The organism is Rhodovulum visakhapatnamense, from assembly GCF_004365965.1.
Taxonomy (GTDB): Bacteria; Pseudomonadota; Alphaproteobacteria; order Rhodobacterales; family Rhodobacteraceae; genus Rhodovulum; species Rhodovulum visakhapatnamense.
The window spans coordinates 51,003-72,026 of record NZ_SOEB01000021.1 but is presented as its reverse complement, the minus strand read 5'-3'; the positions used below and the strand labels follow the sequence as shown (position 1 = coordinate 72,026).

General features: G+C 65.1%; 24 protein-coding genes. 9 read left to right on the top strand and 15 right to left on the bottom strand.

The window, feature by feature from the left end:
- Positions 1-34 precede the first annotated feature (34 nt).
- From motA to EV657_RS16400, 6 genes are all read left to right on the top strand, one after another.
- Positions 35-904, top strand: coding sequence for a flagellar motor stator protein MotA (motA, locus tag EV657_RS16425; protein ID WP_075784578.1), 870 nt, complete (start codon positions 35-37; stop codon positions 902-904).
- Positions 901-3,321, top strand: coding sequence for a hypothetical protein (locus tag EV657_RS16420; protein ID WP_134078914.1), 2,421 nt, complete (start codon positions 901-903; stop codon positions 3,319-3,321). Before motA ends, EV657_RS16420 begins: the two co-directional genes overlap by 4 nt.
- Before the next feature lie 439 nt (positions 3,322-3,760).
- Positions 3,761-5,848, top strand: coding sequence for a flagellar biosynthesis protein FlhA (gene flhA / locus EV657_RS16415; protein WP_113670916.1), 2,088 nt, complete (start codon positions 3,761-3,763; stop codon positions 5,846-5,848).
- On the top strand, positions 5,845-6,615 hold the full coding sequence (locus EV657_RS16410; RefSeq protein ID WP_134078913.1) for a flagellar biosynthetic protein FliR: 771 nt from the start codon (positions 5,845-5,847) through the stop codon (positions 6,613-6,615). The genes flhA and EV657_RS16410 overlap by 4 nt, the downstream gene beginning before the upstream one ends.
- Positions 6,612-7,691, top strand: coding sequence for an EscU/YscU/HrcU family type III secretion system export apparatus switch protein (locus EV657_RS16405; RefSeq protein ID WP_075784574.1), 1,080 nt, complete (start codon positions 6,612-6,614; stop codon positions 7,689-7,691). Before EV657_RS16410 ends, EV657_RS16405 begins: the two co-directional genes overlap by 4 nt.
- The gene (locus tag EV657_RS16400; protein WP_075784573.1) at positions 7,691-8,038 is read left to right on the top strand and encodes a hypothetical protein; all 348 of its coding nucleotides are present in this window, start codon (positions 7,691-7,693) and stop codon (positions 8,036-8,038) included. Before EV657_RS16405 ends, EV657_RS16400 begins: the two co-directional genes overlap by 1 nt.
- A 20-nt stretch (positions 8,039-8,058) precedes the next feature.
- On the opposite strand, the gene EV657_RS16395 is transcribed toward EV657_RS16400, so the two are convergent.
- Genes EV657_RS16395 through EV657_RS16355 form a run of 9 tightly spaced genes read right to left on the bottom strand, consistent with a single transcriptional unit; the run spans position 8,059 to position 12,722 of the window.
- Positions 8,059-8,616 (bottom strand): flagellar basal body-associated FliL family protein, encoded by a 558-nt coding sequence (locus tag EV657_RS16395; RefSeq protein WP_134078911.1) that lies wholly within the window; start codon positions 8,614-8,616, stop codon positions 8,059-8,061.
- Between the two features lie 8 nt (positions 8,617-8,624).
- Positions 8,625-9,362, bottom strand: coding sequence for a flagellar basal body L-ring protein FlgH (flgH, locus tag EV657_RS16390; protein WP_075784571.1), 738 nt, complete (start codon positions 9,360-9,362; stop codon positions 8,625-8,627).
- A gap of 15 nt (positions 9,363-9,377) precedes the next feature.
- Positions 9,378-9,815, bottom strand: coding sequence for a flagellar basal body P-ring formation chaperone FlgA (flgA, locus tag EV657_RS16385; RefSeq protein ID WP_134078910.1), 438 nt, complete (start codon positions 9,813-9,815; stop codon positions 9,378-9,380).
- A complete protein-coding gene (gene flgG, locus EV657_RS16380) occupies positions 9,815-10,600 on the bottom strand; it encodes a flagellar basal-body rod protein FlgG (protein ID WP_075784569.1) in 786 nt (261 codons plus the stop codon). Before flgG ends, flgA begins: the two co-directional genes overlap by 1 nt.
- Before the next feature lie 19 nt (positions 10,601-10,619).
- Positions 10,620-11,342 carry a flagellar hook-basal body complex protein gene (locus EV657_RS16375; RefSeq protein ID WP_075784568.1) on the bottom strand — a complete coding sequence of 241 codons (723 nt, stop codon included), beginning with the start codon at positions 11,340-11,342 and terminating at the stop codon, positions 10,620-10,622.
- Between the two features lie 3 nt (positions 11,343-11,345).
- Positions 11,346-11,612 (bottom strand): flagellar biosynthetic protein FliQ, encoded by a 267-nt coding sequence (locus EV657_RS16370; protein WP_075784567.1) that lies wholly within the window; start codon positions 11,610-11,612, stop codon positions 11,346-11,348.
- 4 nt (positions 11,613-11,616) lie between these two features.
- Positions 11,617-11,907: a flagellar hook-basal body complex protein FliE gene (gene fliE / locus EV657_RS16365; RefSeq protein WP_075784566.1), complete on the bottom strand. Its 291-nt coding sequence runs from the start codon at positions 11,905-11,907 to the stop codon at positions 11,617-11,619.
- An 11-nt stretch (positions 11,908-11,918) separates the two neighbouring features.
- Positions 11,919-12,311 carry a flagellar basal body rod protein FlgC gene (flgC, locus tag EV657_RS16360; RefSeq protein WP_134078908.1) on the bottom strand — a complete coding sequence of 131 codons (393 nt, stop codon included), beginning with the start codon at positions 12,309-12,311 and terminating at the stop codon, positions 11,919-11,921.
- Between the two features lie 21 nt (positions 12,312-12,332).
- Positions 12,333-12,722, bottom strand: coding sequence for a FlgB family protein (locus EV657_RS16355; protein WP_075784564.1), 390 nt, complete (start codon positions 12,720-12,722; stop codon positions 12,333-12,335).
- Between the two features lie 84 nt (positions 12,723-12,806).
- Between EV657_RS16355 and EV657_RS16350 the strand changes: the two genes are divergently transcribed.
- Positions 12,807-14,168: a FliI/YscN family ATPase gene (locus tag EV657_RS16350; RefSeq protein ID WP_113670921.1), complete on the top strand. Its 1,362-nt coding sequence runs from the start codon at positions 12,807-12,809 to the stop codon at positions 14,166-14,168.
- Positions 14,169-14,224: 56 nt separating this feature from the next.
- On the opposite strand, the gene EV657_RS16345 is transcribed toward EV657_RS16350, so the two are convergent.
- The 6 genes from EV657_RS16345 to EV657_RS16320 form a co-directional block, all read right to left on the bottom strand.
- A complete protein-coding gene (locus EV657_RS16345) occupies positions 14,225-15,556 on the bottom strand; it encodes a DUF1217 domain-containing protein (RefSeq protein ID WP_134078906.1) in 1,332 nt (443 codons plus the stop codon).
- The gene (gene flbT, locus EV657_RS16340) at positions 15,553-15,963 is read right to left on the bottom strand and encodes a flagellar biosynthesis repressor FlbT (RefSeq protein ID WP_113670923.1); all 411 of its coding nucleotides are present in this window, start codon (positions 15,961-15,963) and stop codon (positions 15,553-15,555) included. Before flbT ends, EV657_RS16345 begins: the two co-directional genes overlap by 4 nt.
- On the bottom strand, positions 15,960-16,343 hold the full coding sequence (flaF, locus tag EV657_RS16335; RefSeq protein ID WP_165828196.1) for a flagellar biosynthesis regulator FlaF: 384 nt from the start codon (positions 16,341-16,343) through the stop codon (positions 15,960-15,962). Before flaF ends, flbT begins: the two co-directional genes overlap by 4 nt.
- An 80-nt stretch (positions 16,344-16,423) precedes the next feature.
- Positions 16,424-17,662, bottom strand: a complete 1,239-nt coding sequence (locus tag EV657_RS16330) for a flagellin (RefSeq protein WP_134078905.1) — start codon at positions 17,660-17,662, stop codon at positions 16,424-16,426.
- A 209-nt stretch (positions 17,663-17,871) separates the two neighbouring features.
- Positions 17,872-18,210, bottom strand: a complete 339-nt coding sequence (locus EV657_RS16325) for a hypothetical protein (RefSeq protein ID WP_075784559.1) — start codon at positions 18,208-18,210, stop codon at positions 17,872-17,874.
- On the bottom strand, positions 18,197-18,505 hold the full coding sequence (locus EV657_RS16320) for a rod-binding protein (RefSeq protein ID WP_075784558.1): 309 nt from the start codon (positions 18,503-18,505) through the stop codon (positions 18,197-18,199). Before EV657_RS16320 ends, EV657_RS16325 begins: the two co-directional genes overlap by 14 nt.
- 116 nt (positions 18,506-18,621) lie before the next feature.
- Between EV657_RS16320 and EV657_RS16315 the strand changes: the two genes are divergently transcribed.
- Together EV657_RS16315 and EV657_RS16310 are read left to right on the top strand one after the other, a co-directional pair.
- On the top strand, positions 18,622-20,343 hold the full coding sequence (locus EV657_RS16315; RefSeq protein ID WP_134078903.1) for a flagellar hook-length control protein FliK: 1,722 nt from the start codon (positions 18,622-18,624) through the stop codon (positions 20,341-20,343).
- 12 nt (positions 20,344-20,355) lie between these two features.
- Entirely contained in the window at positions 20,356-21,021 is a 666-nt protein-coding gene (locus EV657_RS16310; RefSeq protein WP_075784556.1) for a flagellar hook capping FlgD N-terminal domain-containing protein, read from the top strand.
- Positions 21,022-21,024 lie beyond the last annotated feature (3 nt).

The following is a 21,024-nucleotide window of genomic DNA, read 5'->3' as shown; positions in this document are numbered from 1 at the left end:
TCCCCAACAAGGTCAGAGTAGCGGAGCACCATCCATGATTGGTATCGTCGGGATCATTCTCATCTTCGTGATGGTGTTCGGCGGCTACGTAATGGCAGGCGGCAAGATGGGTATCATCTTGCATTCGCTGCCCTTCGAATTCGCGATGATCGGCGGCGCCGCAGCAGGTGCTTTCGTGATCAGCAACGACATGGCCGCCATCAAGCACACGATCAAGGATATCGGCAAGGTGTTCAAGGGCCCCCACTGGAAGCCCGACGACTACCGCGATCTGCTGTGCCTGTTGTTCGAGCTGATTCGCGTCGCCCGTCAGAACCCGCTGGAACTGGAAACCCATATCGAGGCGCCTGCCGACTCGGCGATCTTCGGGCGCTATCCCAAGATCGTGGCCGACCACGAGGCCGTCGATCTGATCTGCGATACGCTCCGTGCCGCGGGGATGAACTACGACGATCCCCATCAGGTGGAGGAAGTCCTTGAAAAACGCCTTGAGGCGCATCTGCACCACTCGATGCACTCAAGCCATGCCCTGCAGTCAGTTGCCGACGCCCTGCCCGCTCTCGGCATCGTCGCCGCCGTGCTGGGCGTGATCAAGACCATGGGCTCGATCGACCAGCCGCCGGAAGTGCTTGGCAAGATGATCGGCGGCGCACTGGTCGGAACGTTTCTGGGTGTGTTCCTCGCCTACGGTTTCATGGGACCCTTCGCGTCCAAGCTGAAGGCTGTGGTCGAGGAAGACGCGCATTTCTATCTGCTGATCCGTGAGGTTCTTGTCGCCAACCTGCACAATCACCCGCCGGCGATCTGCATCGAGGTTGGCAGACAGAACACCCCCGGCGGCAGCCGTCCCAGCTTCTCGGAACTGGAAGAGGCCCTCAAAGCCTCGAAACAGGAGGCGGCATGAAGGCCCGGCACGTCGTTCTGGCCCTGGCCCTGGCCCTGCTTGCAGGGTCGAAGGCCTTTGCCCAAGAGGTCGAGATCCGGTCCGGCGAGCATCCCGACTATTCGCGTCTCGTGTTCGAAACCGATGCGGCCCAGGCTTGGGCGCTTGGACGCGGGCCGGACGGCTATCTGCTGAAATTCGATAACCCTGATCTGCGCTTCGATCTTGGGGGCGTCTTCGACCGGATGCCGCGCCGCCGTCTGGCCGACGCCGCACTGGTCGCGCCCGGCCTCGTCTCACTCCGCGTGGGCACCGATGCCCATGTCGAGGCCTTCGAACTGCGCCCAGGCGTCCTCGTGCTCGATTTTCGGTCCGGCCCCGCTCCGAACGGCTCTCCGTTCGAGGCAGCACTTCTGCCTCCCGTCTCCGAGCCGACCTCTCCGCCGCCCCAAGCGCCCGAGCCACCCCAGCCGACCGTCCTCCCGGCCCCCCCGGCGCCCTCCCTCACCGCGCCTCAAGGCGACCCGGCGACAATCGCCGAGCCCGCGCCGCCACCGGTCCAACGCACCGAAAGTGCCGCAATACGCCTGCCGATCGATCTGGATCTCAGGTCGCCGCTTGCGTCCGCAACCGGCATGAAGCCTCCGGCGGCGATGGTCGAGCAGATGCTCGAGCCGGAAATCCCCCCCGCCGAAACAGATCCACGCGTCGCGATGATGCAGTCGGAACTGATGAAACAGATCGGGCGGGCCACGGCACAGGGGCTTCTTGAACCCGCGGTCGACATCCCCTCGGTGGAGGCGTCGCCCGCGTCCAATGAGCCCCATGGCGATACGACCACCCCCGATCACGGCACCGCCGAGCATGGACAGGCGGAAACGCCCGAGACCGAGCATCATACGCCCTCCGATTGGCGCAACATGCGGGTCGAAACCAGCATGGATCTCGGGTTGGACTTTCCCTCGGGCGATGACCCTATCGCAGCCGACGGCACGCGGTGTCTGTCCGACAGCAAGTTCGATCTGAATGGATGGGGCGGGGATCGTACGCCGGGCGAGGTCTTCGCCGAAAAGCGCGCGGCGCTTCTTGACATGCGGGATGCAACAGATCCGGCGGGTGCCGTTGGCCTTGCCCAAGCCTATATCGCCTTCGGGTTCGGAGCAGAAGCCCGCGCGGTTCTGAACGTGGCCGGGACCGACACGCCCGACGTCCCCTTGCTGCGCGAACTGGCTGCAATTGTAGATAACGGCCAGGCGGATAACCCCGAATTGTTCGACGGGCAGATGTCCTGCCCAACTCGTGCAGCGCTCTGGGCGGCGCTGGCAAGGCCCGTACTGGGCGATCTGTCGGATCTTGATCGCACCGCCTTGCTGGAAAGCTTCTCCGAGCTTCCGATCCATATTCGTCGCCATCTCGGTCCGACGCTGGCCGAACGGTTTCTGGCTGCAGGCGATCAGGCGACCGCCCTGCAAATCCGGAACGCCGTTGCCCGGACCGGTGAAAGGGGGCGCACAGAAGATCTTACCATCGTCGAGGCACAGATCGAACTTGCCCGAGGCGCCGATGACAAGGCCGACCGGAAGATCGAGGAAGTGGTTTCCTCGGGCGGACAGGGCACGGCGGACGCTCTCGCGCTCCAGATCGAAACCGGACTTGGCCGGGGCCGGGTTCCGTCGGTCGACTCGTTGAACCTCGCCGAATCGCTTGCCTTCGAGCGCCGCGGCACAGCAAGCGGCACCCGACTGTTGACGCTCGCGATCCGCGGACATGGTGCGCGGGGGGATTTTGAAACCGCTTTCGCCATGTTGGCCCATCACGGTCTCGAAGCTCAAACCGAACTGTCTTCCGAACTGCTCGAAGAACTGGCCCAACGAGGTTCGGACGAAGCGTTCATGCGTGAGGTCTATGCCGGCGCGATGACGCTTCCCAAGCTCTCCGCCGATTCCGAGGCCCGTCTGGCCGTCGCGGACCGGCTGACAAAAATGGGTTTCCCGGATCGCGCGTCTGCGGTTCTTCAGCCCGTGAAACCCAGAGGAACCACGCCCGAACGCCTGGTCCGCGCTCGCCTTGCCCTCGCGCAGGCACGCGCAGGAGAAGCCCAACAGTACCTTGCGGGCATCGAAACGGCGGAAGCCGACGAACTGCGAGCCCAGATCGCCAAGCAGCAGGGCAATCTTCAGTCTGCAGCCGACTATCTTGGCGCCGCAGGCGATTCCGAGGCGCAATCGGCAATGGCCTGGCGCGCGCGCGACTGGAACGGCGTCGAAACCCTGGGGGCACCGGAAGAGCGAGCCTTCGTCCAGACCCGGCGTGAACAGGAACCTGCGCCGATCTCGGACGAACCGAGCCTCGCGGTCGCCCGAGACGCACTTGGCGCAAGCGAGACGATGCGCGACCGGCTGCAGGCTATTCTGAACCGCCCGGCCACTCAGAACTGACCGGATCCGTTCCGCCGCCATTCAGCCTTTGTCAATTCCTACCCCATAGGCTGACTAAAAGTTAGAACGAATTGAGTTGGCCAGAATGGCACATGTTCCCTCCCTGCACGCGCCGGATGGCCGTGAAACACTGACCGCCCCCCGACCGCTGCGGGCACGCCATCTGCACCGGTCGGCCTGTGTTGTCCGACCGGTCCGACCTAACCCCGGATCGACACTCGGGCCCGGCGCCAGAGCAACTTGGCAGATGTCTTTCCGCCCCCCCATGACGGAGCCCCCCGCCAACGGGCCGGGCATCGGCGCAAGACCGCGCCGAGCCGTCTCGCGTTTTGGAAACTCACGGCCCGTCGTCTTGCCGCAAGCAGATCGGTATCGCTCCGTGGCCATGACGCATAGACCCGGCAGCCTGCCGCACCTCCGGTCGAAAAGGATCTGACGCATGCCCGGTTTTTCGATCTCCGAGATCTTCCGCCCGACCATTCTGATGGCCCTCGCCCTCATGGCGATCATTGTCATGATGGTCCTTCCGATGCCTGCCTGGGTGCTCGACATAGGCCTTGCCGCCTCGTTCTCGATCGCGATCCTGATTTTCACGGTCACGCTTTTCATCGAGCGCCCGCTCGATTTCTCGTCCTTCCCCACCATCCTGCTGGCATCGCTGATGCTGCGTCTGTCGCTGAACGTGTCCTCGACCAAGCTCATCATCGGCCAGGGCCACACCGGCACCGGCGCGGCGGGCGACGTGATCGAGGGGTTCGCGATGTTCGTCATGGGCGGCAACGTATTCCTCGGGCTCGTGGTGTTCGGGGTGCTGATGATCGTGAACTTCATCGTCATCACCAAGGGCGCGGGTCGGATGGCCGAGGTCGGCGCCCGCTTCGCGCTTGACGGAATGCCTGGCAAACAGCTTGCCATCGACAGCGACATGGCTGCAGGCGCCATCGACCATGCCGAAGCGAAGGCGCGGCGCGAACGTGAACAGGCCGAGACCACCTTCTTCGGTTCGCTCGACGGGGCCTCGAAATTCGTCAAGGGCGATGCGGTGGCCGGCCTCCTGATTACCCTCCTCAACATGTTGATGGGGCTTGCGATCGGCGTGATCATGCACGGCATGCCGATTGGTCGCGCTTTCGAGACCTATGCCATCCTCACCGTCGGCGACGGCCTCGTCAGCCAGATCCCGGCGGTGATTATCTCGATCGCGGCGGCCCTTCTCCTGTCGCGAGGGGGGACCACCGGCACGGCCGATTTCGCGGTCTTCAACCAGCTCGGCAAGCATCCGGCCGCGCTCGGCACGGTCTCGGTGCTGCTGGGCCTTTTCGCGCTGGTCCCCGGGCTGCCCTTCGTGCCCTTCATCGTCGGCAGCCTCGTGCTGGGCGTCGCGTCCTTCACCCGCTGGCGCGCGATCCAGCGCGAGGCGGCGAAAGCCGCCAAACCCGAGGTCACCGAAAAGATCGAACCCGCAAGCCGCATGGGCGACTTGCTCGACCTTGACGATATTCACCTGGAATTCGCCCCCGATCTGGTCGGCATGGTGCTCGATCCGTCGACCGGAATTGAGGCGCGGATCGTTTCAATGCGGCGGCATGTGGCCGAGAGCTACGGGTTGATCTTGCCCGAGATGCGCCTGACCGACAACGGGGCCTTGCCGCCGGGCACTTATGTCGTGCGTATTCAAGGGGTTGAGCAGGCCCGGGATCGACTGCGGCCCGACCAGGTGCTGGCGTTGCAGGCGGGCGATGTCGCGCTTCTGCCGCGGGGCGAAGACGTGAGGGAGCCGGTCTACGGCGCTCCGGCGCGCTGGGTGTCCGCGGATCGGCGCGAAGAACTGGCTCTGCAGGGCGTGACCGTCGTCAACGCTTCCGAAGTTCTGGCCACCCATCTGCTGGAAGTCATCAAGAACAACTTCGCGCGGCTCCTGACCAACAAGGCCCTTCGCCAGATCTTCGACGAATTGAAGAACCTGTCCGATCAGACCCGGGCACAGGCCAACCGGAGAATGATCGACGATCTGGTGCCCGACAAGGTTCCGCCGGACCTGCTGCTGGCGGTCCTCAGGCTGCTGCTGGACGAGCGGGTCTCGATCCGCAACATGCCCCTGATCCTCGAGGCCATCGCCGAAGCCCGTCCGAGCCATGTCGGCGCCGAATCGATCTGCGAACATGTTCGCCGCCGCCTCGGCTTCCAGCTGGTGGCCGAACACCGCCGCGAGGATGGAACCCTGCCGCTTCTGCAGCTTTCGCCGGAATGGGAGTCGCGCTTCTCGACCTATCAGGTGGGTGGCGAGACCGGGGTGCCCGACGTCGCCCTGCCCCCCGAAGACTTCAACCGCCTGGCCAGCGCGGTTTCGGAGAAACTGGCCAAGGCAGGCGAGAACGGCATCTTCCCGGTGATCGCCACTTCGGGCCGCCGCCGCCGGTTTCTGCAGATGGCCCTGTCCGCCAAGGGCATCGCGGCACCGGTGCTGTCCTTCGAGGAAATCGGCACCAATTCGCGCCCGGCGCTGGTCGGCATGGTCGCGGCATGACCCTGGAACTGGCCCCGGCGCTTGAGATCTGGCGGCCTCTGGCGATTGCTGCCTTTCTCGTTTTCCTAAGGGTCGGCGCGATCATGGCCATGCTACCCGCCTTCGGTGAGCGCGCCGTTCCCACCCGGGTACGGCTTGGTCTTGCGCTCGCCTTCACGGCGGTGGTGGCCCCGGCGGTCGCGCCCCGGCTCATCGAGGCGCCGCCCTCGCTGGCGGTATCCTTCGCCACCGAAACCGTGATCGGACTGGCGCTTGGGCTTGTGCTGAGGATGATGATCCTCGCGCTGCAGATGGCGGGCGAAATCGCCGCGCAGGCCACCTCGCTGTCCCAGATCCTAGGCGCCGCGTCGATGGACCCGCAACCGGCCATGGGTCGGCTGATGCTGATGGCAGGGCTGACCCTTGCGGTGATGTCGGGGCTTCACGTCCGCGCGGCCGAGGCGATGATCCTGTCCTACGACCTGCTGCCCGCGGGCCGGTTTCCGGACGCAGCCACGCTGGCGGATTGGGGCACCGGCAGCGTCGCCAAGGGGTTCGCCCTGGCCGCGACGCTGGCCATGCCCTTCGTCATTGCCTCTCTGATCTATAACCTGGCGCTGGGTGTCATCAACAAGGCCATGCCGCAGCTGATGGTCGCCTTCGTCGGTGCCCCGGCCATCACGGCTGGTGGGCTTATCATTCTTTTGCTGGCCCTGCCGCCGATGCTGACATTCTGGCAGGACCGGTTGCTGACGGTCTTCGCCGCCCCATTCGGAGCGGGTGGATGAGCGACGAAGATCCCGGCGACAAGCAGTTCGAGCCGACACAGAAAAAGCTCGACGACGCACGCCGCAAGGGCGAGATCGCGCGGTCGGTCGATATCAATACCGCCGCAGTCTATGCCGGTTTTGCCATCACAGCCTTTGCGCTGGGCGGCGCCAGCCTGATCCGTATGGGCGAACTTGGCGCGGGCATGATCGGCCAGGCCGACCGTCTGGCCCCCATGCTGCTTGGGGGGCATGGCACCGCTCCCACGGGAGGCCTGATGGCCGGATTCGGTCTGGCAGCCTTGCCCTGGCTCGGGATCCCGGCCATCGCGGCGCTCGCGGCCATCCTTGCCCAACGCAGCTTCGTCGTCGCGCCGGACAAGCTGATGCCCAAGCTTTCCCGGATCAATCCGATCGAGACCGCCAAAAACAAGTTTGGCAGATCCGGGCTTTTCGAATTTACCAAGAGCGCGGTCAAGCTGGCGCTTTATACCGTGCTTCTGGCGCTTTATCTCGGCAAGCATCTCGAAGAGATGCTGGGAACGATGTACCTGTCACCGGCGATGGCCGCGGCCAAACTCGTGCGGATGTCGGTCGAGTTCCTGACCGTGGTGGTCGCCATCGCCGCCGCAATTGGTGCCATCGATTATCTTTGGCAGGTCGCCGAGCATCGTCGGCGCCACCGCATGTCGCTTGAGGAATTGAAGGAAGAGCTCAAGCAGTCCGAAGGCGACCCCCATATCAAACAGCAACGGCGCCAGCGTGCGGTCGACATCGCAACCAACCGCATGCTGCGTGATGTGCCCGATGCCGATGTCGTCATCGTCAACCCGACCCATTATGCGGTCGCGCTGAAATGGGACCGCAAGAGCCGCGGGGCCCCGGTCTGCGTCGCCAAAGGCGTCGACGAAATCGCCGCGAGAATTCGCGAGGTCGCGGCGGAGGCCGGGGTTCCGATGCGGCGCGATCCGCCGACGGCGCGCGCGCTTTACGGCAGCGTCGAGATAGGTGACGAGATCAAACCTGAACATTACAAGGCCGTGGCCGCGGCAATCCGCTTTGCGGAAGAGATGCGGACCAGGGCGAAGGGGCTGTGATGGCAGAGCGCGACGACCGGCCCGGACGCCTGATGCAGATCGGCTCGATCCTGAAGGATGCGGCGCTGGGCCGGCTGCGGGTGGCAGCCCAGGACCGCCGCCGGATCGAGGCTGCCATCGAGACGCTGGACGACGAGGCGCGACGCGCGGCCGCCGATGACGACATCGCCGTGCGGGCCGTGATGGATGGCAGCCGGATGCTGCGCCATCAGCAACGCCGGACCGCACTGAACGCCCAGCTGGCCCGGGCGCGGGCGCAGGAAGCGGTGTTGATGAAAGAGGCGGCGCGGACCTTCGGGCGCGACGAGGCGCTGCGCGGTCTGTTCGACCGGACGCGCCGCCGCTGAGGCGCGTCCGTCCTGCGGGATCAGGCGTCCTGGCGAACCAGATCAGTAATCAGGATATCGGAGACGATGCGGCCAAGCACGCTTTGCGACGATTCCAGAAGCGCCCGGCGCAGCAGTGTCAGGTTGCCGCTTTCAGTAAAGGCGCCGTCGAAACCACCGGCATTGGCGTGATCGAACAGAACCTGAAGAAAGGCATCGCGCAGCCGGGGCTCTCGCTCGAAGACGAATTCGCTGCTTCCCGAAGGAACTTCGAGGCTGATCGACATCACGACCAGAGCCGCCACCTTACCCGACCGGATGACCGGAACGACGAACTGGTTGTTCAGCTTGGCATATTCGGGTCCTGCCGCCCCGTCGTCGCCCTGGCCGCCGCCCGACGCGCCATGTCCGGCGGTCGAGGATGCGGCGTCGCCATGAGCTTCGGCGGCCGACGCATGCGCGCCGTCCTCCGAAGCCCCCTCGGCCGCAGCGTGATCGGTTTCAGCCGGAGGGGGGGGCGCAGGTTTCAACAGGAATCCTGCCCCGCCTCCGACTGCGAGACCGACGACCGCGATGATGACTGGTAAAAGCTTGCCCATTTCAGGTCTCAGAATGGCAGCACAATATCGGCAATCTGATGGCCGATACGGGGCTGTTGCACGTCCATGATCTGACCACGGCCACCATAAGAGATCCGGGCCGCCGCAATCTTGTCATAGGTGATCTCGTTCTGGCGCGAGATGTCCTCTGGGCGGACATAGCCGCTGACCAGAAGCTCGCGCATCTCGTAGTTGACGCGGACCTCCTGCGAGCCCTCGATCTTCATGACGCCGTTGTTCAGTACGTCGGTGACGGTGGCCGCGATCCTGAGCGTCAGCTTTTCCTTGCGCTTGACCGACCCGTCCCCGCTGTGGCTTGAACTGGAATCCGCCTCGACGGCGTTGTCCATGGTCACCCCATCAGGCAGCGCCTTGTTGATCCGCTGCGGAATGCCCAGCATCTGCGGGATGCCCATCGAGGTTGCACCGCTGCGGCTGCGCGAGGTGCTGTTCGAGATTTCGGCCTTTTCGTCGATCTCGATCACCACGGTCAGGATGTCGCCGCGCCGCCCGGCCCGGTGATCGCCCAAAAGCGACTGACGGCCATGGGACCAGAGCGACGAGCTCTCCAGCGGGCTGCGCCGCTCGACCTGCATCGGCAGCGTCTCGCCATCGGTCATCGCATAATAGGCGTTGGAGCCCTCGACCGGCTTGAAGGACGGGGGACGCCCCACCTCCTTCAGCCGGTCGCACGCGGCCGGAACAAGCAGCGCCGTAGCGCAAAAGGCAATGACAAGGGGTCTCATGGACGGAAAGGCTCCTCAGGGTTTCATGCTGGCGCCGACGACCACACTGCCGTCGGGCGCGACAAATCCGGTGACGGTATTGCGCGAGGCGAGGTTCATCACCCGCAGCGCATCGCCCACCCCGGCGCGGTCGAGCGCCCGGGCGTCGGCGGCGATGACAAGTCCCCCGCTTCGGAAGCGCAGGGTCACGATCTGGTTGCGCTCGATGATCGCCGGCGGACCGACATCGGTGACGCGGATCGGGCGTCCCGCATAAAGATTGACGCGCGCTTCCTGACCGATGGCCTCTTCGGGTGCGATCAGCGTCCCCGCGACATCGCCTTCGATGACGGCGACATCGCCCGGACCGAGGATCGTCTGCCCCCGCACCGACCGGGTCGCAACCAGGATGTCGGCACCTGCGGGCACCGGTAACCCGGCGGCCAGGGCAGCAAGGAGGGCAAGCGTTCGCATCAGCGCACCTGTGTCGTTGCGCTCATCATCTGGTCGGCGGCAGTGATGACCTTGGCGTTCAGTTCGTAGCCGCGCTGCGCCTCGATCAGTTCGGTGATCTCGCGCACCGCATCGACCGAGCTGTCCTCGAGATAGCCCTGACGCAGGGTGCCGAAGCCGTCGACGCCGGGAGTACCCGCGATGGGCGCGCCCGAGGCCTCGGTCTCAACGAAAAGGTTCGACCCGATGGCCTCGAGTCCTTTGTCGTTGGAGAACATGCTCAGGTTGAACTGGCCCAGAAGCTGCGCCGCAACCTCGCCGTCGAAATAGGCGTAGACCTCGCCCTCGGAGTTGATCGAGAGACTGCGGGCATCGTCAGGAATGGTGATGCCCGGAACCACCGTGTAGCCGTCCGAGGTGACGATCAGCCCATCGCCGGTGCGCTTGAGCGCACCGTCCCGGGTATAGGCGGACTGGCCGGATGGCAGCGTCACCTCAAGATAGCCGCGGCCGTCGACAGCCAGATCGAGATCGCCATTGGTCTGCGACAGCGACCCCTGCGACAGAACCACCGACACCGACGCCGGACGCACGCCCAGACCCAGCTGCACGCCGGTCGGCAAGACCGTACCGTCGTTGGCATTGATGGTCCCGGGACGGGTGGCCTGCTGGTAGTGAAGATCGGCGAAATCGGCGCGGCGGGCGTTGTACCCCGTCGTGCTCATGTTCGCGAGGTTGTTCGAGATGACCTCGACCCGCATCTGCTGGGCCGACATGCCGGTGGCGGCGATCTGGAGGGCGCGCATGGGATTCGTCCTTTCTGAATCAGCTGCTGGACCCGAGGGTCCGGATGATGTCGCGGACGCGCTCATCCTCGCGGTCAAGGAATTTCTGGCCAAGCTCATAGGCGTGCTGGACCTCGATCATCCGGGTAATCTCGGTCACCGGCTGAACGTTCGATTGTTCGACATAGCCCTGCAGAATGCTGGTATCTTCCACCGGCTGGGGCGCCCCGCCCGGATCGAAAAGCGTCCCGGCGACATGGGTCATCGCGTTCGGATCGGCGGGAAGATAGATGCCGATCTGGGTCAGGGGGGTGCCGTCTGCACTGACCGTTCCATCGGCAGCAACCGCGAACGAGGTCGCATCCGGCGGCGCGAAGACCGGGGTGCCGCCGGCATCGAGCAGCTGGTACCCGTCGGGCGACACCAGGTTGCCGGCCGCATCGGGCGTGAAACTTCCGGCGCGCGTCAAGCGCTGCCCCTGAGGCGTATTGAGCAGGAAGAACCCTTCGCCCTCGATGGCGAAATCGAAAGTGCCTCCGGTCTGCGTCAGCGGCGCCTGTCCCAGATCGGTGACGCGCACATTGGCCTCGGCCATCGACAGGGACCCGCCCGGCCCGTCGACATCGGCGATGTATTCCGAGAAGATCAGCCCCTCGCGGCGATAGCCGATCGTGGAACTGTTGGCGATGTTGTTGGCGATGCTCTGCATCTCGCGCATCAGGCCCGATTGCCGGGTGAGTGTGGTGTAGCCGGTGCTGTCCATCGGTCAGATCCCCGCGATCATGGGGACGATCCGGTCGGTGAAGAACCCGATCAGCGTTTCGGTCATGAACGCCATCGAGACCCAGAACACGATCAGGATCGCCGCAAGTTTGGGTACGAAGGTGAGCGTCATCTCCTGTACCGAAGTCAGGGCCTGAAACAGGCCGATCGCCACGCCGGTCACCAGCGCGGCCGTCAGAATCGGCATCGAGATCACGACAGAGATCCAGAGGCCCTGACGCAGGGTGTCGTAGAAGATGAGCTCATTCATGGCACTAGACCGGCATCCTCAGGATTTCCTGATAGGCCTCGACGACCTTGTCGCGGATCGTCACCGCGGTCTCGACCGCCAGTTCGGTCTGCGCCAGCGCCTGCACGAGAGCGTGCGGATCGGCGCCGCCGGTCATCGACGACATCGCGGTCTGTTCGGCGTTCCGGATCGTGTCCGAAAGTCCCTGGGCCGCCGATGCGAAGGTGTTCTCGGCGCTGTCTTCGCCATGCTGGGGTTGGGTGGCCGGGCGCGCCGTGGCGTAACCAAGGGCAGCGGCGCTGGATTTCATGTCCATCTCCGTCTCTCCTATCGGCGCAGCAGGTCGAGCAGACCGCGGGACATCTGCCGCGCCTGGTCGAACATTTTCAGGTTCGCCTCGTAACTGCGCTGCGCCTCGCGCGCGTCGGCGATCTCGACAACCAGATCCACGTTGGACCCGCTATAGTTGCCCTCGGCATCGGCCAAAGGATGCGACGGGTCATGGATCATGCTCAGATCCGACTGATCGAGCTTCACCCGGCCGGTCTGCACCTCGCCGGTCGGACCGTCCGAGGTCAGCTGGGTTTCGAAGGTTGTCAATTTGCGGCGATAGCCGGGCGTGTCGGCGTTGGCGATGTTCTCGGACACCAGCCGAAGCCGCGTCGCCTGGGCTTTCAGCCCGCTGGCCGAAAGGCCGAAACTCTGGCTAAGATCATTCATCTCAGGCTCCTACCATTCTGGTCATCGTTGCCGCCCGAGACTGGTTCTCAGGATCCCGAGCGAGCTTCGGTACACGGCCAGCGCGAGATCGTGCTGACGCTTTGTCTCGACCGCCTTCAGCATCTGATCCTCGACCGAGACGGAGTTGCCGTTCGGCTCTTCCGGATCGGAGGCATCGGCGCGCTGGGTGGCATAGGCGGTCTCGCTCCCGGCCAGATGGCCGGGGCGCGTGGCGCGCATGAGCGCGCCCGTGTCGGACCTGCGATAGGTCTTGGCAAAATCCGCGACATCCTGCGCCCGATAGCCGGGCGTGTCGGAGTTCGCGATATTTCGCGCTATGACGGTCTGGCGCGTTCCGGCATGTTCAGCCAGCCCGGACGCCATCCGGAAGATTTCAAGCTTCTCGAACATCGGGGTTTCTCCCTCGGTCTCAAACGATGCTTAAGCTTGATTCCTTTAGAAACCGTAAGTCATGATCGCCTCGGGAGAATCTTCATGCCACAGAACCCGTTCTCATCCCTGATCGCCCGCATTTCCGCCCTGACTCCGGTCCGGACGGTCGGGCGAGTCGTGGCCGCAGGCAGCGGGACTGTCACGGTGGCGGGCCTCTCCGACAGTGCCGGGCTTGGCGATCTGGTCGAGATCCGGCATGGCCGCGGCCCCAGGCGGCGCGGCGAGGTTCTGGCGCTGGCCGAAGGCACCGTCACGGTGTTGCCCGATGGCACGCCCGAGGGCCTGTCGGTCGGTGACCGGGCGATCCTGCTGGGACCGGGCGAAATCGCGCCGCACAGTTCCTGGCTGGGCCGGGTCGTCGATCCCTTCGGCCAGCCGCTTGACGGTCGGCCGCTGATGCCCGGTCCCGCGCCGCGCCCGCTGCGCGCCGCACCGCCGCCCGCGACCGAACGCCGTCCGCTTGGCGGGCGCCTCGGCACGGGGCTTGCCGCATTCGACACCCTGCTGCCGATCGTGCGCGGGCAGCGGATCGGGCTTTTTGCCGGATCGGGCGTGGGCAAGTCATCGCTCTTGTCCAAATTCGCGCGCGGGGTCGAAGCCGACATGGCCGTCATCGCGCTGGTGGGTGAACGCGGTCGCGAGGTCGGCGAATTCGTCAGCCAGATCCTGGGGCCGGACGGCATGGCGCGCGCGGTGGTCGTGGCCGCGACCTCGGACCAGTCTCCGATGGTGCGCCGCCGCGCGGCCTGGGCGGCGATGGCCGTCGCCGAGCATTTCCGTGACCAGGGCAACCACGTTCTCTTTCTGGCCGACTCGGTGACCCGCTTCGCCGAAGCACATCGCGAGCTGGCGCTGGCCGCCCACGAACCGGCTGCGCTGCGCGGCTATCCGCCCTCCACCGCCCAGGCGATCATGGCCCTTGCCGAACGCGCCGGTCCCGGGGTCGCGGGCAGCGGCGACATCACCGCGGTGTTCTCGGTCCTGGTCGCGGGGTCGGATATGGAAGAACCCGTGGCGGACATCCTGCGCGGGGTTCTGGACGGGCACATCGTCCTCGACCGCCGCATCGCCGAGCGCGGGAGGTTCCCGGCGATCGACCTCCTTCGATCAGTATCGCGCAGTTTGCCGCGAGCGGCGACCGGCGATGAGAACGCGCTTATTGCAAGGGCACGCCGGATGCTCGGCGCCTATGACCGGGCCGAGATGATGATCCAGGCCGGGCTTTATGCCGCCGGATCCGACCCGGAAATCGACGCAGCCATCGCGGTCTGGCCCGCGCTTGATGCGTTCCTGTCCGAAGACGCTCCTGGCGGCGTCGCCGAGAGCTTTGCGCGCCTTGCCGGAATTCTCGAAACCGCAAAGCCCGCGCCGGTCAAACCGGGGCTTCGCACGATCCGGGGCTAAGCGCGCCCACCGAGCCGGAGCGGGACCGGTCCCGCCCCGGAAATTGGAGTGCGCAATCAGCCGCCCAGAAGCCTCAGCGCGATCTGCCCTGAACTGAACCCGGCACCGGTACTGGCTTCGGACCGGATCATGTACATCTTGATGAGCTTGTCGCGCATCTCGTCGCCCGAGAATTGCGAGACGCTGGCATCGCCGAACATCGCCTTGGCCTTAGCCTTGTAGACATCGAGCTGCCGGTCGAGATCGAGCGCCGCGAAGGAGTCAGGCAGGCCGAAAGCCATATCGAAGACCGACCGCATCGGCCCCGACCCCATGATCGAGAACCACTTGGCGTCCTCCGACATGTCGTCGGCGGCAAGCGTGACGAGCTCCCGGTCGATATTGAGCGCCAGACGCATGTCCTCGTTCTGTTCACCGACAGCAACTTCGAAGCTGCGGGTCAGGAAGGCTGCAGTGATCGACGCGGCATCGAAGGTCTCCTGCGCCTCGACTGCCTCACCCCGCTTGAAACTGCCGAACCCGTCCTCAAGCGCACGCCCCGAGATCGGATCGCCCGACTCTTGGGTTACAACGAAGTAGGCCGTCTCATGATCGGCGGGCGTGGCGTTCTGGTCCTTGATTTCCTCTGTCGTGTCGGCTCCAAGCACGGCAAGGGCGTCTTCGTCGGAGAAACTGGTCAGGATAAGTCGACCTAGCAGAAGGCCTTGCCTGCCCCCTTCGAAGTGACCGTAGACCTCCCCCTTGTCATTGACAGTTAAAGTCTCGACGAAGTCAGGAATAGTGATACCAGAGAAGGCCGTTTCCTTACCGCCCGTATCGGTCCCATTGCCTGCGCCCGGCAACAGTTTCGCATCGCGGGAGGAGGCGACGGTGTAGCCCTCGGCGGTAACGATCTGACCGTCTGCGTTGCGCTTCAGGCTGGCATTTCGGGTATAGGCGACTTCGCCAGAAGGAGTCGTAACCGCGAGATATCCCGCGCCCTCGATCTTGAGGCTCAAATCGTTGGCGAAATCGTCTTTGGCCGCCGCGGCGGCTGCGCCCGAGGAAACGAACCTGAAGGCCTCGGCAAGCTTGTAGTAGCTCTTGTCGGCCAGCTTGTTGGCCAGAGCGCCCTCAGCGTCGACCCCCTCGGTCAGGACCTTCTTGATGAAAAACTTGTTGCCGATTTCATCCTGCAGACCAAAGGCCCCCAACGCGACCTTCAGCAGACGATAGTCTGATACCAGATCGTCCGCCGACGTCACCTTGCCGATGTTCTTGGCAAAGTAGTCGAGTTCCTTCTGTGTCGTCGGGCTCTTGTTGAAAGCATCCTGCTGGCGCTCCATCGAGCGTTCGAGGAAGCGCCAGCCGGCATAACCCGTCAGAGGGAGAACCGGCTGGAAACTCATTGGTCCCGAAGCCCCGCAAGAAGACGCTCTTCGCGCGGAAGAAGGCCGCGCAATGCCTTGAGCGCCTGGTAGTACTGGTCCTGCAGGACTGCATCGGTGGCCGCGGCAAGCTGCGCGCGGCTGTCCGGATCGGTCAACGCCTGGCTCAGTTGCTCGATCCCGCGCAGAAGTTGCGGACGCGCCTCGGTCGGCGTCGAGTCGCCGGAGAGCACCAGCTGGGCCAAATAGCAGACGCGGCGGACCGGAGTGTTGACCTCTTCGGGGTGGATCGCATCGCGCAGACGCAAGATGTTGGCATTCGGGGTCTTGATCGAAAGCCGGGTGCGCCGGTCGCCATTTTCGATCACCGCGCCATTCACCAGAACACGTTCTTTCGGACCGAGTTTAAGAACGAGGCCGCCACTCATGATGAGGCCTCCACCCGGACGGCGAGACCGCGCATGATTGCCGTATTGATCTCGATCAGAGGCAATGCCGTTGCACGACCGGCCAAGACCTCACCGGTATGGTGATCAGTGAATTCGTAGAGATAGAAGATCCGGGCGCGCAGGTCCGTGGGAAGTCCATTGTCCTTGTCTGCGACGTCTGCCGCGAGAATTCGCCACAGCTTGCGGTTTTGGTGCAGCGCGGCAGCCAACGCGGGAAAGGCGAGTTTGCCCGAATCGTGGGCTTGCTTGATCAGACTTGTGACCCTGCCGAAGGCGGCGTACTCGGTGGCGCGGGGGCTGCGGGTCTTGTTCTGGTTCGGCGCAGAATAGGCCGTTCGGGCCATCTGAAGTGCATTCACGTTCTGTCCTTCCATTCCTATCGTAGCTTTCAGCTCTCAGGCGGAGAAGGCCGGGGCGCTTCGGCCCCGGCCAGCCCTCCTTAACGGAAGAGCGACAGAAGGTTCTGCGGCCCCTGGTTGGCAATCGACAGCGCCTGGGTGCCCAGCTGCTGCTGCACCTGCAGCGCCTGGAGGCGGGCCGAAGCTTCCTCCATGTCGGCGTCGACGAGAGCGCCGATACCGGTTTTCAGCGAGTCGGTCAGGTTCTTGACGAATTCCGACTGGATTTCGAGACGCGACTCGATCGCACCGAATTGCGCCGCAGCATCGATCGAAGCGTTGATCATGGTTTCGACGTCCGCAATGGCCGTGGCGCCGGTGATGCTGAACCCGTTCAGCGCCCCAAGACCGCCGGTGCCCGCACCTTCGACACGAACCGTCACGGCCATGTCACTGCCGTCGCCCTTGCCGTTGCTGAAGACCAGGTCGCCAGGGGTGCCCGAGTCGTACTCGCCCGTGATCCCGTAGTTCGTGACGTTTCCGGCCGCATCGAAAGTCTTGCCAACGCCAGCAGCGTTGATCATGTCGGCCAGTTTGACCGCCACAAGATCCGAGGCCGTGTTGGAACCATTCACGTCGTCGGCGGTCACGGAATAGCTGTAGTTCTTGTTGTCGATCGTGACGGTGACGGTATCGCCAACGTCAAGGCCAGACAAGGCCACGCTTGCAGTGCTGCTATCCGTAATTGTGCCGCTGATCACGTTGGCGCCACCGGCGACAAAGGAAGTCCCATTGGTCGAGCCCGCGGCGACCGCACCGGTCGCGGCGGCGGCCGTGGTCGACAGGTCGATGGCGTCAACGGCAATGGTCGAGGCCGACACGCGGTTTCCGGAACGGTCAAGAGACGACAGGACAGTCTCGTTCGCAGCGCCGCTCTTGATCAGGTTCACCCCGTTGAACTGGGCAGCCCCGATGATCGATTCGACCTGGCCGATCAGCTGGTCAGCCTCGTTCTGCAGCTTGGCGGTATCGGCAGAGGGGTCCTGAGCCGCCACGACCTTGTCCTTGACCTGTCTCAGCAGATCGGTGATCGATTCGGTCGCGGTCCGGGCCACGCCGACCATCGCCTGACCGGTGGCAAGGCTGTCAGCGATGCCGCTGAAGCCCGACACGTCCGATTCCATCACTTTCGAGATGGCCCAGACGGCCGAGTTGTCCTTGGCGCTCGCGACCGCCTTGCCGGTGGAGATCTGAGCCTGGGTTTGATTGAGGTTCGAGTTGATGCTGCGAAGGGTCTGCAGCGCAACCATCGAGCTGGCGTTCGTCAGAATGCTGGTCATGGGTATGGTCCTTCCAAGTACAAGGCGCTTTGCGCCCAAGGGGTTAAGCCGCGTATAAGCGGCAATTGAAGGCGTTCTGACCCATACGGCTGCGGAGTTTCCCCGTGCCGTGCCACCCGTCTCAGGGTGCGCCCCGAACCTTTCAGTCCGGGGTTAAGGGACGACTAACTGGGGAAGGTTGTAATCGTCGGATTTGGCTAAAATAGGGCTCAGGCGCGGCGCGTGAGCGCCGAAGGGGTGGCACCGATACGGGTGCGCTCGCCGCGCTGCGTGTAGGTGTCCAGCGCCGCCGCCGGTTCGCGCAGCCGCTTCAGCGAGGCGCGGGCGGAGTCGAGCCCTTTCTCGACCGCCGCCAGCAGGCGATCGTTTCGCCGCGCCTTGCTGCGCAGCCGGTCCAGCGCGTCTCGGTCGGCCTCGGAAGGCATCTGTAACCGGGCGACCAGTTGTTCCTTCTCGTCGGTCAATGCGCGCAGCGCCGTGAAGTCGCTGTCCCGGAGCGCCTGATACTCGCGCTCGAGAAGGTCGGCGATCGTGTCAATCGAGGTCATCCATCCGCTCCTTGAGTGATTCGAAGATGCTTTCGGCAAGGCCGATACCCCCCGCGCGCGCCATTTCCGTGGCCTGGGCGTCGCGGAGGAAAGAGTTGAACTGGGATTCCCCGATGCCGCCACTGAACGCACCGCTGGACAATTCGCCGGACAGGTCGCCCAGACCGGCCGATTCGAGCATCTCGGACAGGAACTGGGCCTCGAGCTTCTCGGCGGCGGCACGGAGTTGGGCCAGACGGGCCTCGCGATCGGTGGCGCCGGTCGCGCCGGTCGGAGGCAGGGTGGGAGGCAGCATGGCGGAACTCCTAAACTGCGAGTCGTTTTTTCCGTTATTGGGGGAATCCGGTAAAGGACCGGTAACCGATCCCGGTCCAATCTGCGGCCAACTCCGACAGAAGTCTGGCGATACGCATGCAGGTTCCTTTCCCCTTCGATACGCTCGGCCCCTCCGGGCCTTCCCGATTCGACGCACCGGGCAGTTCCCGGCCTTCCAACACGGAGGGGTCGGATTTCCGCTCGGTCTTCGACGAGTCGACGCCCCCGGACCGGACCGAGCCGCCCGCTCGCGCCAAGGCCAGGGACAAGGCGTCCGAGGCCCCGCCGCGACGCGACGCCCCCCCCCCGGCCCCCGAAGATGCCGCGTCGGCCAAGACCGGCCCGGCAGAGACCGCCAAAGCGCCGGTGACCGAGGCCGAAGGCAAAGAAGCGCCCGGATCCGAAGCTGAGGCGGGCACCGCCAGCGACGGCCCGGCGGCGTCCGAGGGCGCGGCGCAGCTTGCATCCCTGGACCTTGCGCCCTCGGTTCCGCCCTCCTTGGCCGTGCCGTCGTCGGCTGCCGCCACACCGGATGTCGCGGCGGCCGAACCCGCAGCCCGGCCGACTCCGGTGGGAGCCGTCGAAACGGCGCGCGCGGCCACGGCCGAAACCGTCCTCCCCTCCGACCCTGCGGGACGAACGCCTACGACGGCCCCCGCCCCGGGAGGCACGCTCACGGAAAATGCGACGCTCCCGTCGGCGACGACCCTCCCCAAAACCGCAGCAGAGACCGCAACGGCGCCCGCCGTGCCTGGGACCATCGTCCCTGATGCCAAAGACCCGCAGGCTGGCGACGCCGCTTCCGTCGACACCGCCGCACAGGCTGCGATCAGGGCGACCACCAAACCGCAGCCAACGGCGACCGATCAAGGCGCACCGCAATCCCCGGCGGAAGGTGTCCAGGCGCAATCGGCCTCGGCGGCCGATTTGCACGTAGAAAGCCAGAAGACCGAACTCCGAACCGGCAAGGGAACCGAAACCGCATCGGCCCCGTCGCCCGAGCCCTCACAGGCGAAAGCTTCGGCAACGCAGCAACAGACCCAGGCGACCGTCGATCCCGCCGCCCAGACGCCCCGCGACACCCTGCAGGCCGCTGCGGCTCAGGCCAGTGCGGCATCGGCCTCTGGCGGCAGGTCGGAGGGGCGCGGCGAGCATCGGGGCCGCGACTCGCTCCGGCAGGAGGCCGCGGCCCCTGCCACGGGACCGCAGACGGCCTCCGCTCCGGCGGCGCTGGCGCAGGCGGATGGCGCGGCCGCCCCCCAATTGGCGGGCGCCGGGTCCGATGGGTCGGCGGTCGCCGACGGTGGCCGCGCCGATCCGGCTGCGGCGACCGAAGGCGGCCTGTCAGATCGCGCCGGATCCGACCAGGCGCGGTCTTCCGAGGCCGCACGCTCTGCGTCGGCTTCTCCCCAACTGGCCGATGCGCCGCGCACGGCGATGCGCCAGATGGCCGAATCGCTTCACCGCGCCGCGGACGGGTCGGTCCATCTGACGCTCAGCCCGGAAGAGCTTGGCCGCGTGCGGTTGACCCTGACCCCAAGCGATCACGGCATCACGGTCAGCATTCTGGCCGATCGCGGCGATACGCTCGACCTGATGCGGCGCCATGGCGACATGCTGGCCAGCGCGATGCGGGATCTGGGCTATGGCGAGGTCGTCCTCGATTTCGCCGGGCAGCAGCGCAGCAATCAGGGCCAGGCGCGCGGTTTTGCCGCCGCCGGGCTCACGCCGGGTGAAGACGGGGCCGACACGGGCCCGCTTGCCACGAACAGTACCTCTGCCCGCACGTCGGGCGGTGGCCTCGATCTTCGTCTTTGAAGGGAATTTACCATGGTTGACAGCGTCTCCTCCGCCGCCAGCGCCGCCACGAACTCGTCCTCCGCTTCGACCAGCGGCAACTCGAAGACGATGATCAGCAGCGACTTCGAAACCTTCCTGCGCATGCTGACCACGCAACTCGAGAATCAGGACCCTCTGAACCCGATGGAATCGTCGGATTATGCGCTGCAGATCGCGACCTTCTCGGGGGTCGAACAGCAGGTGCAGACCAACGAATTGCTCAAGGCCCTCTCGGCCAATCTGGGCGGCGGTGGCCTGTCCCAATACGGATCCTGGGTCGGAATGGAAGGCCAGGCCGCTGTTCCCGCGAACTATGACGGAGTGACGCCCGTCACGGTTTTCCCGGAGATCGACAAGGACGCTTCGACTGCCAAGCTTGTGGTGCGCGATGACACCGGCGCCATCGTGCAGTCCGAGCCCATCCCCCCCGACACCAAGACCATACTCTGGTCCGGCGGCGAGGACCACGAGGCAGGGCTCTACGATTTCATCGTGGAAAGCTATGCCGAGGATGGCAGCAAACTGTCAGAGGCCCAGGCCCGGATCTATGCCCAGATCGCGGAAGTCCGCACCAACGAGGGTGAGATCAGCATCGTCTTCGACAGCGGCACCATCGTCAAGGCGTCGGAGGTTTCGGCACTGCGCGATCCGGTCTGATCG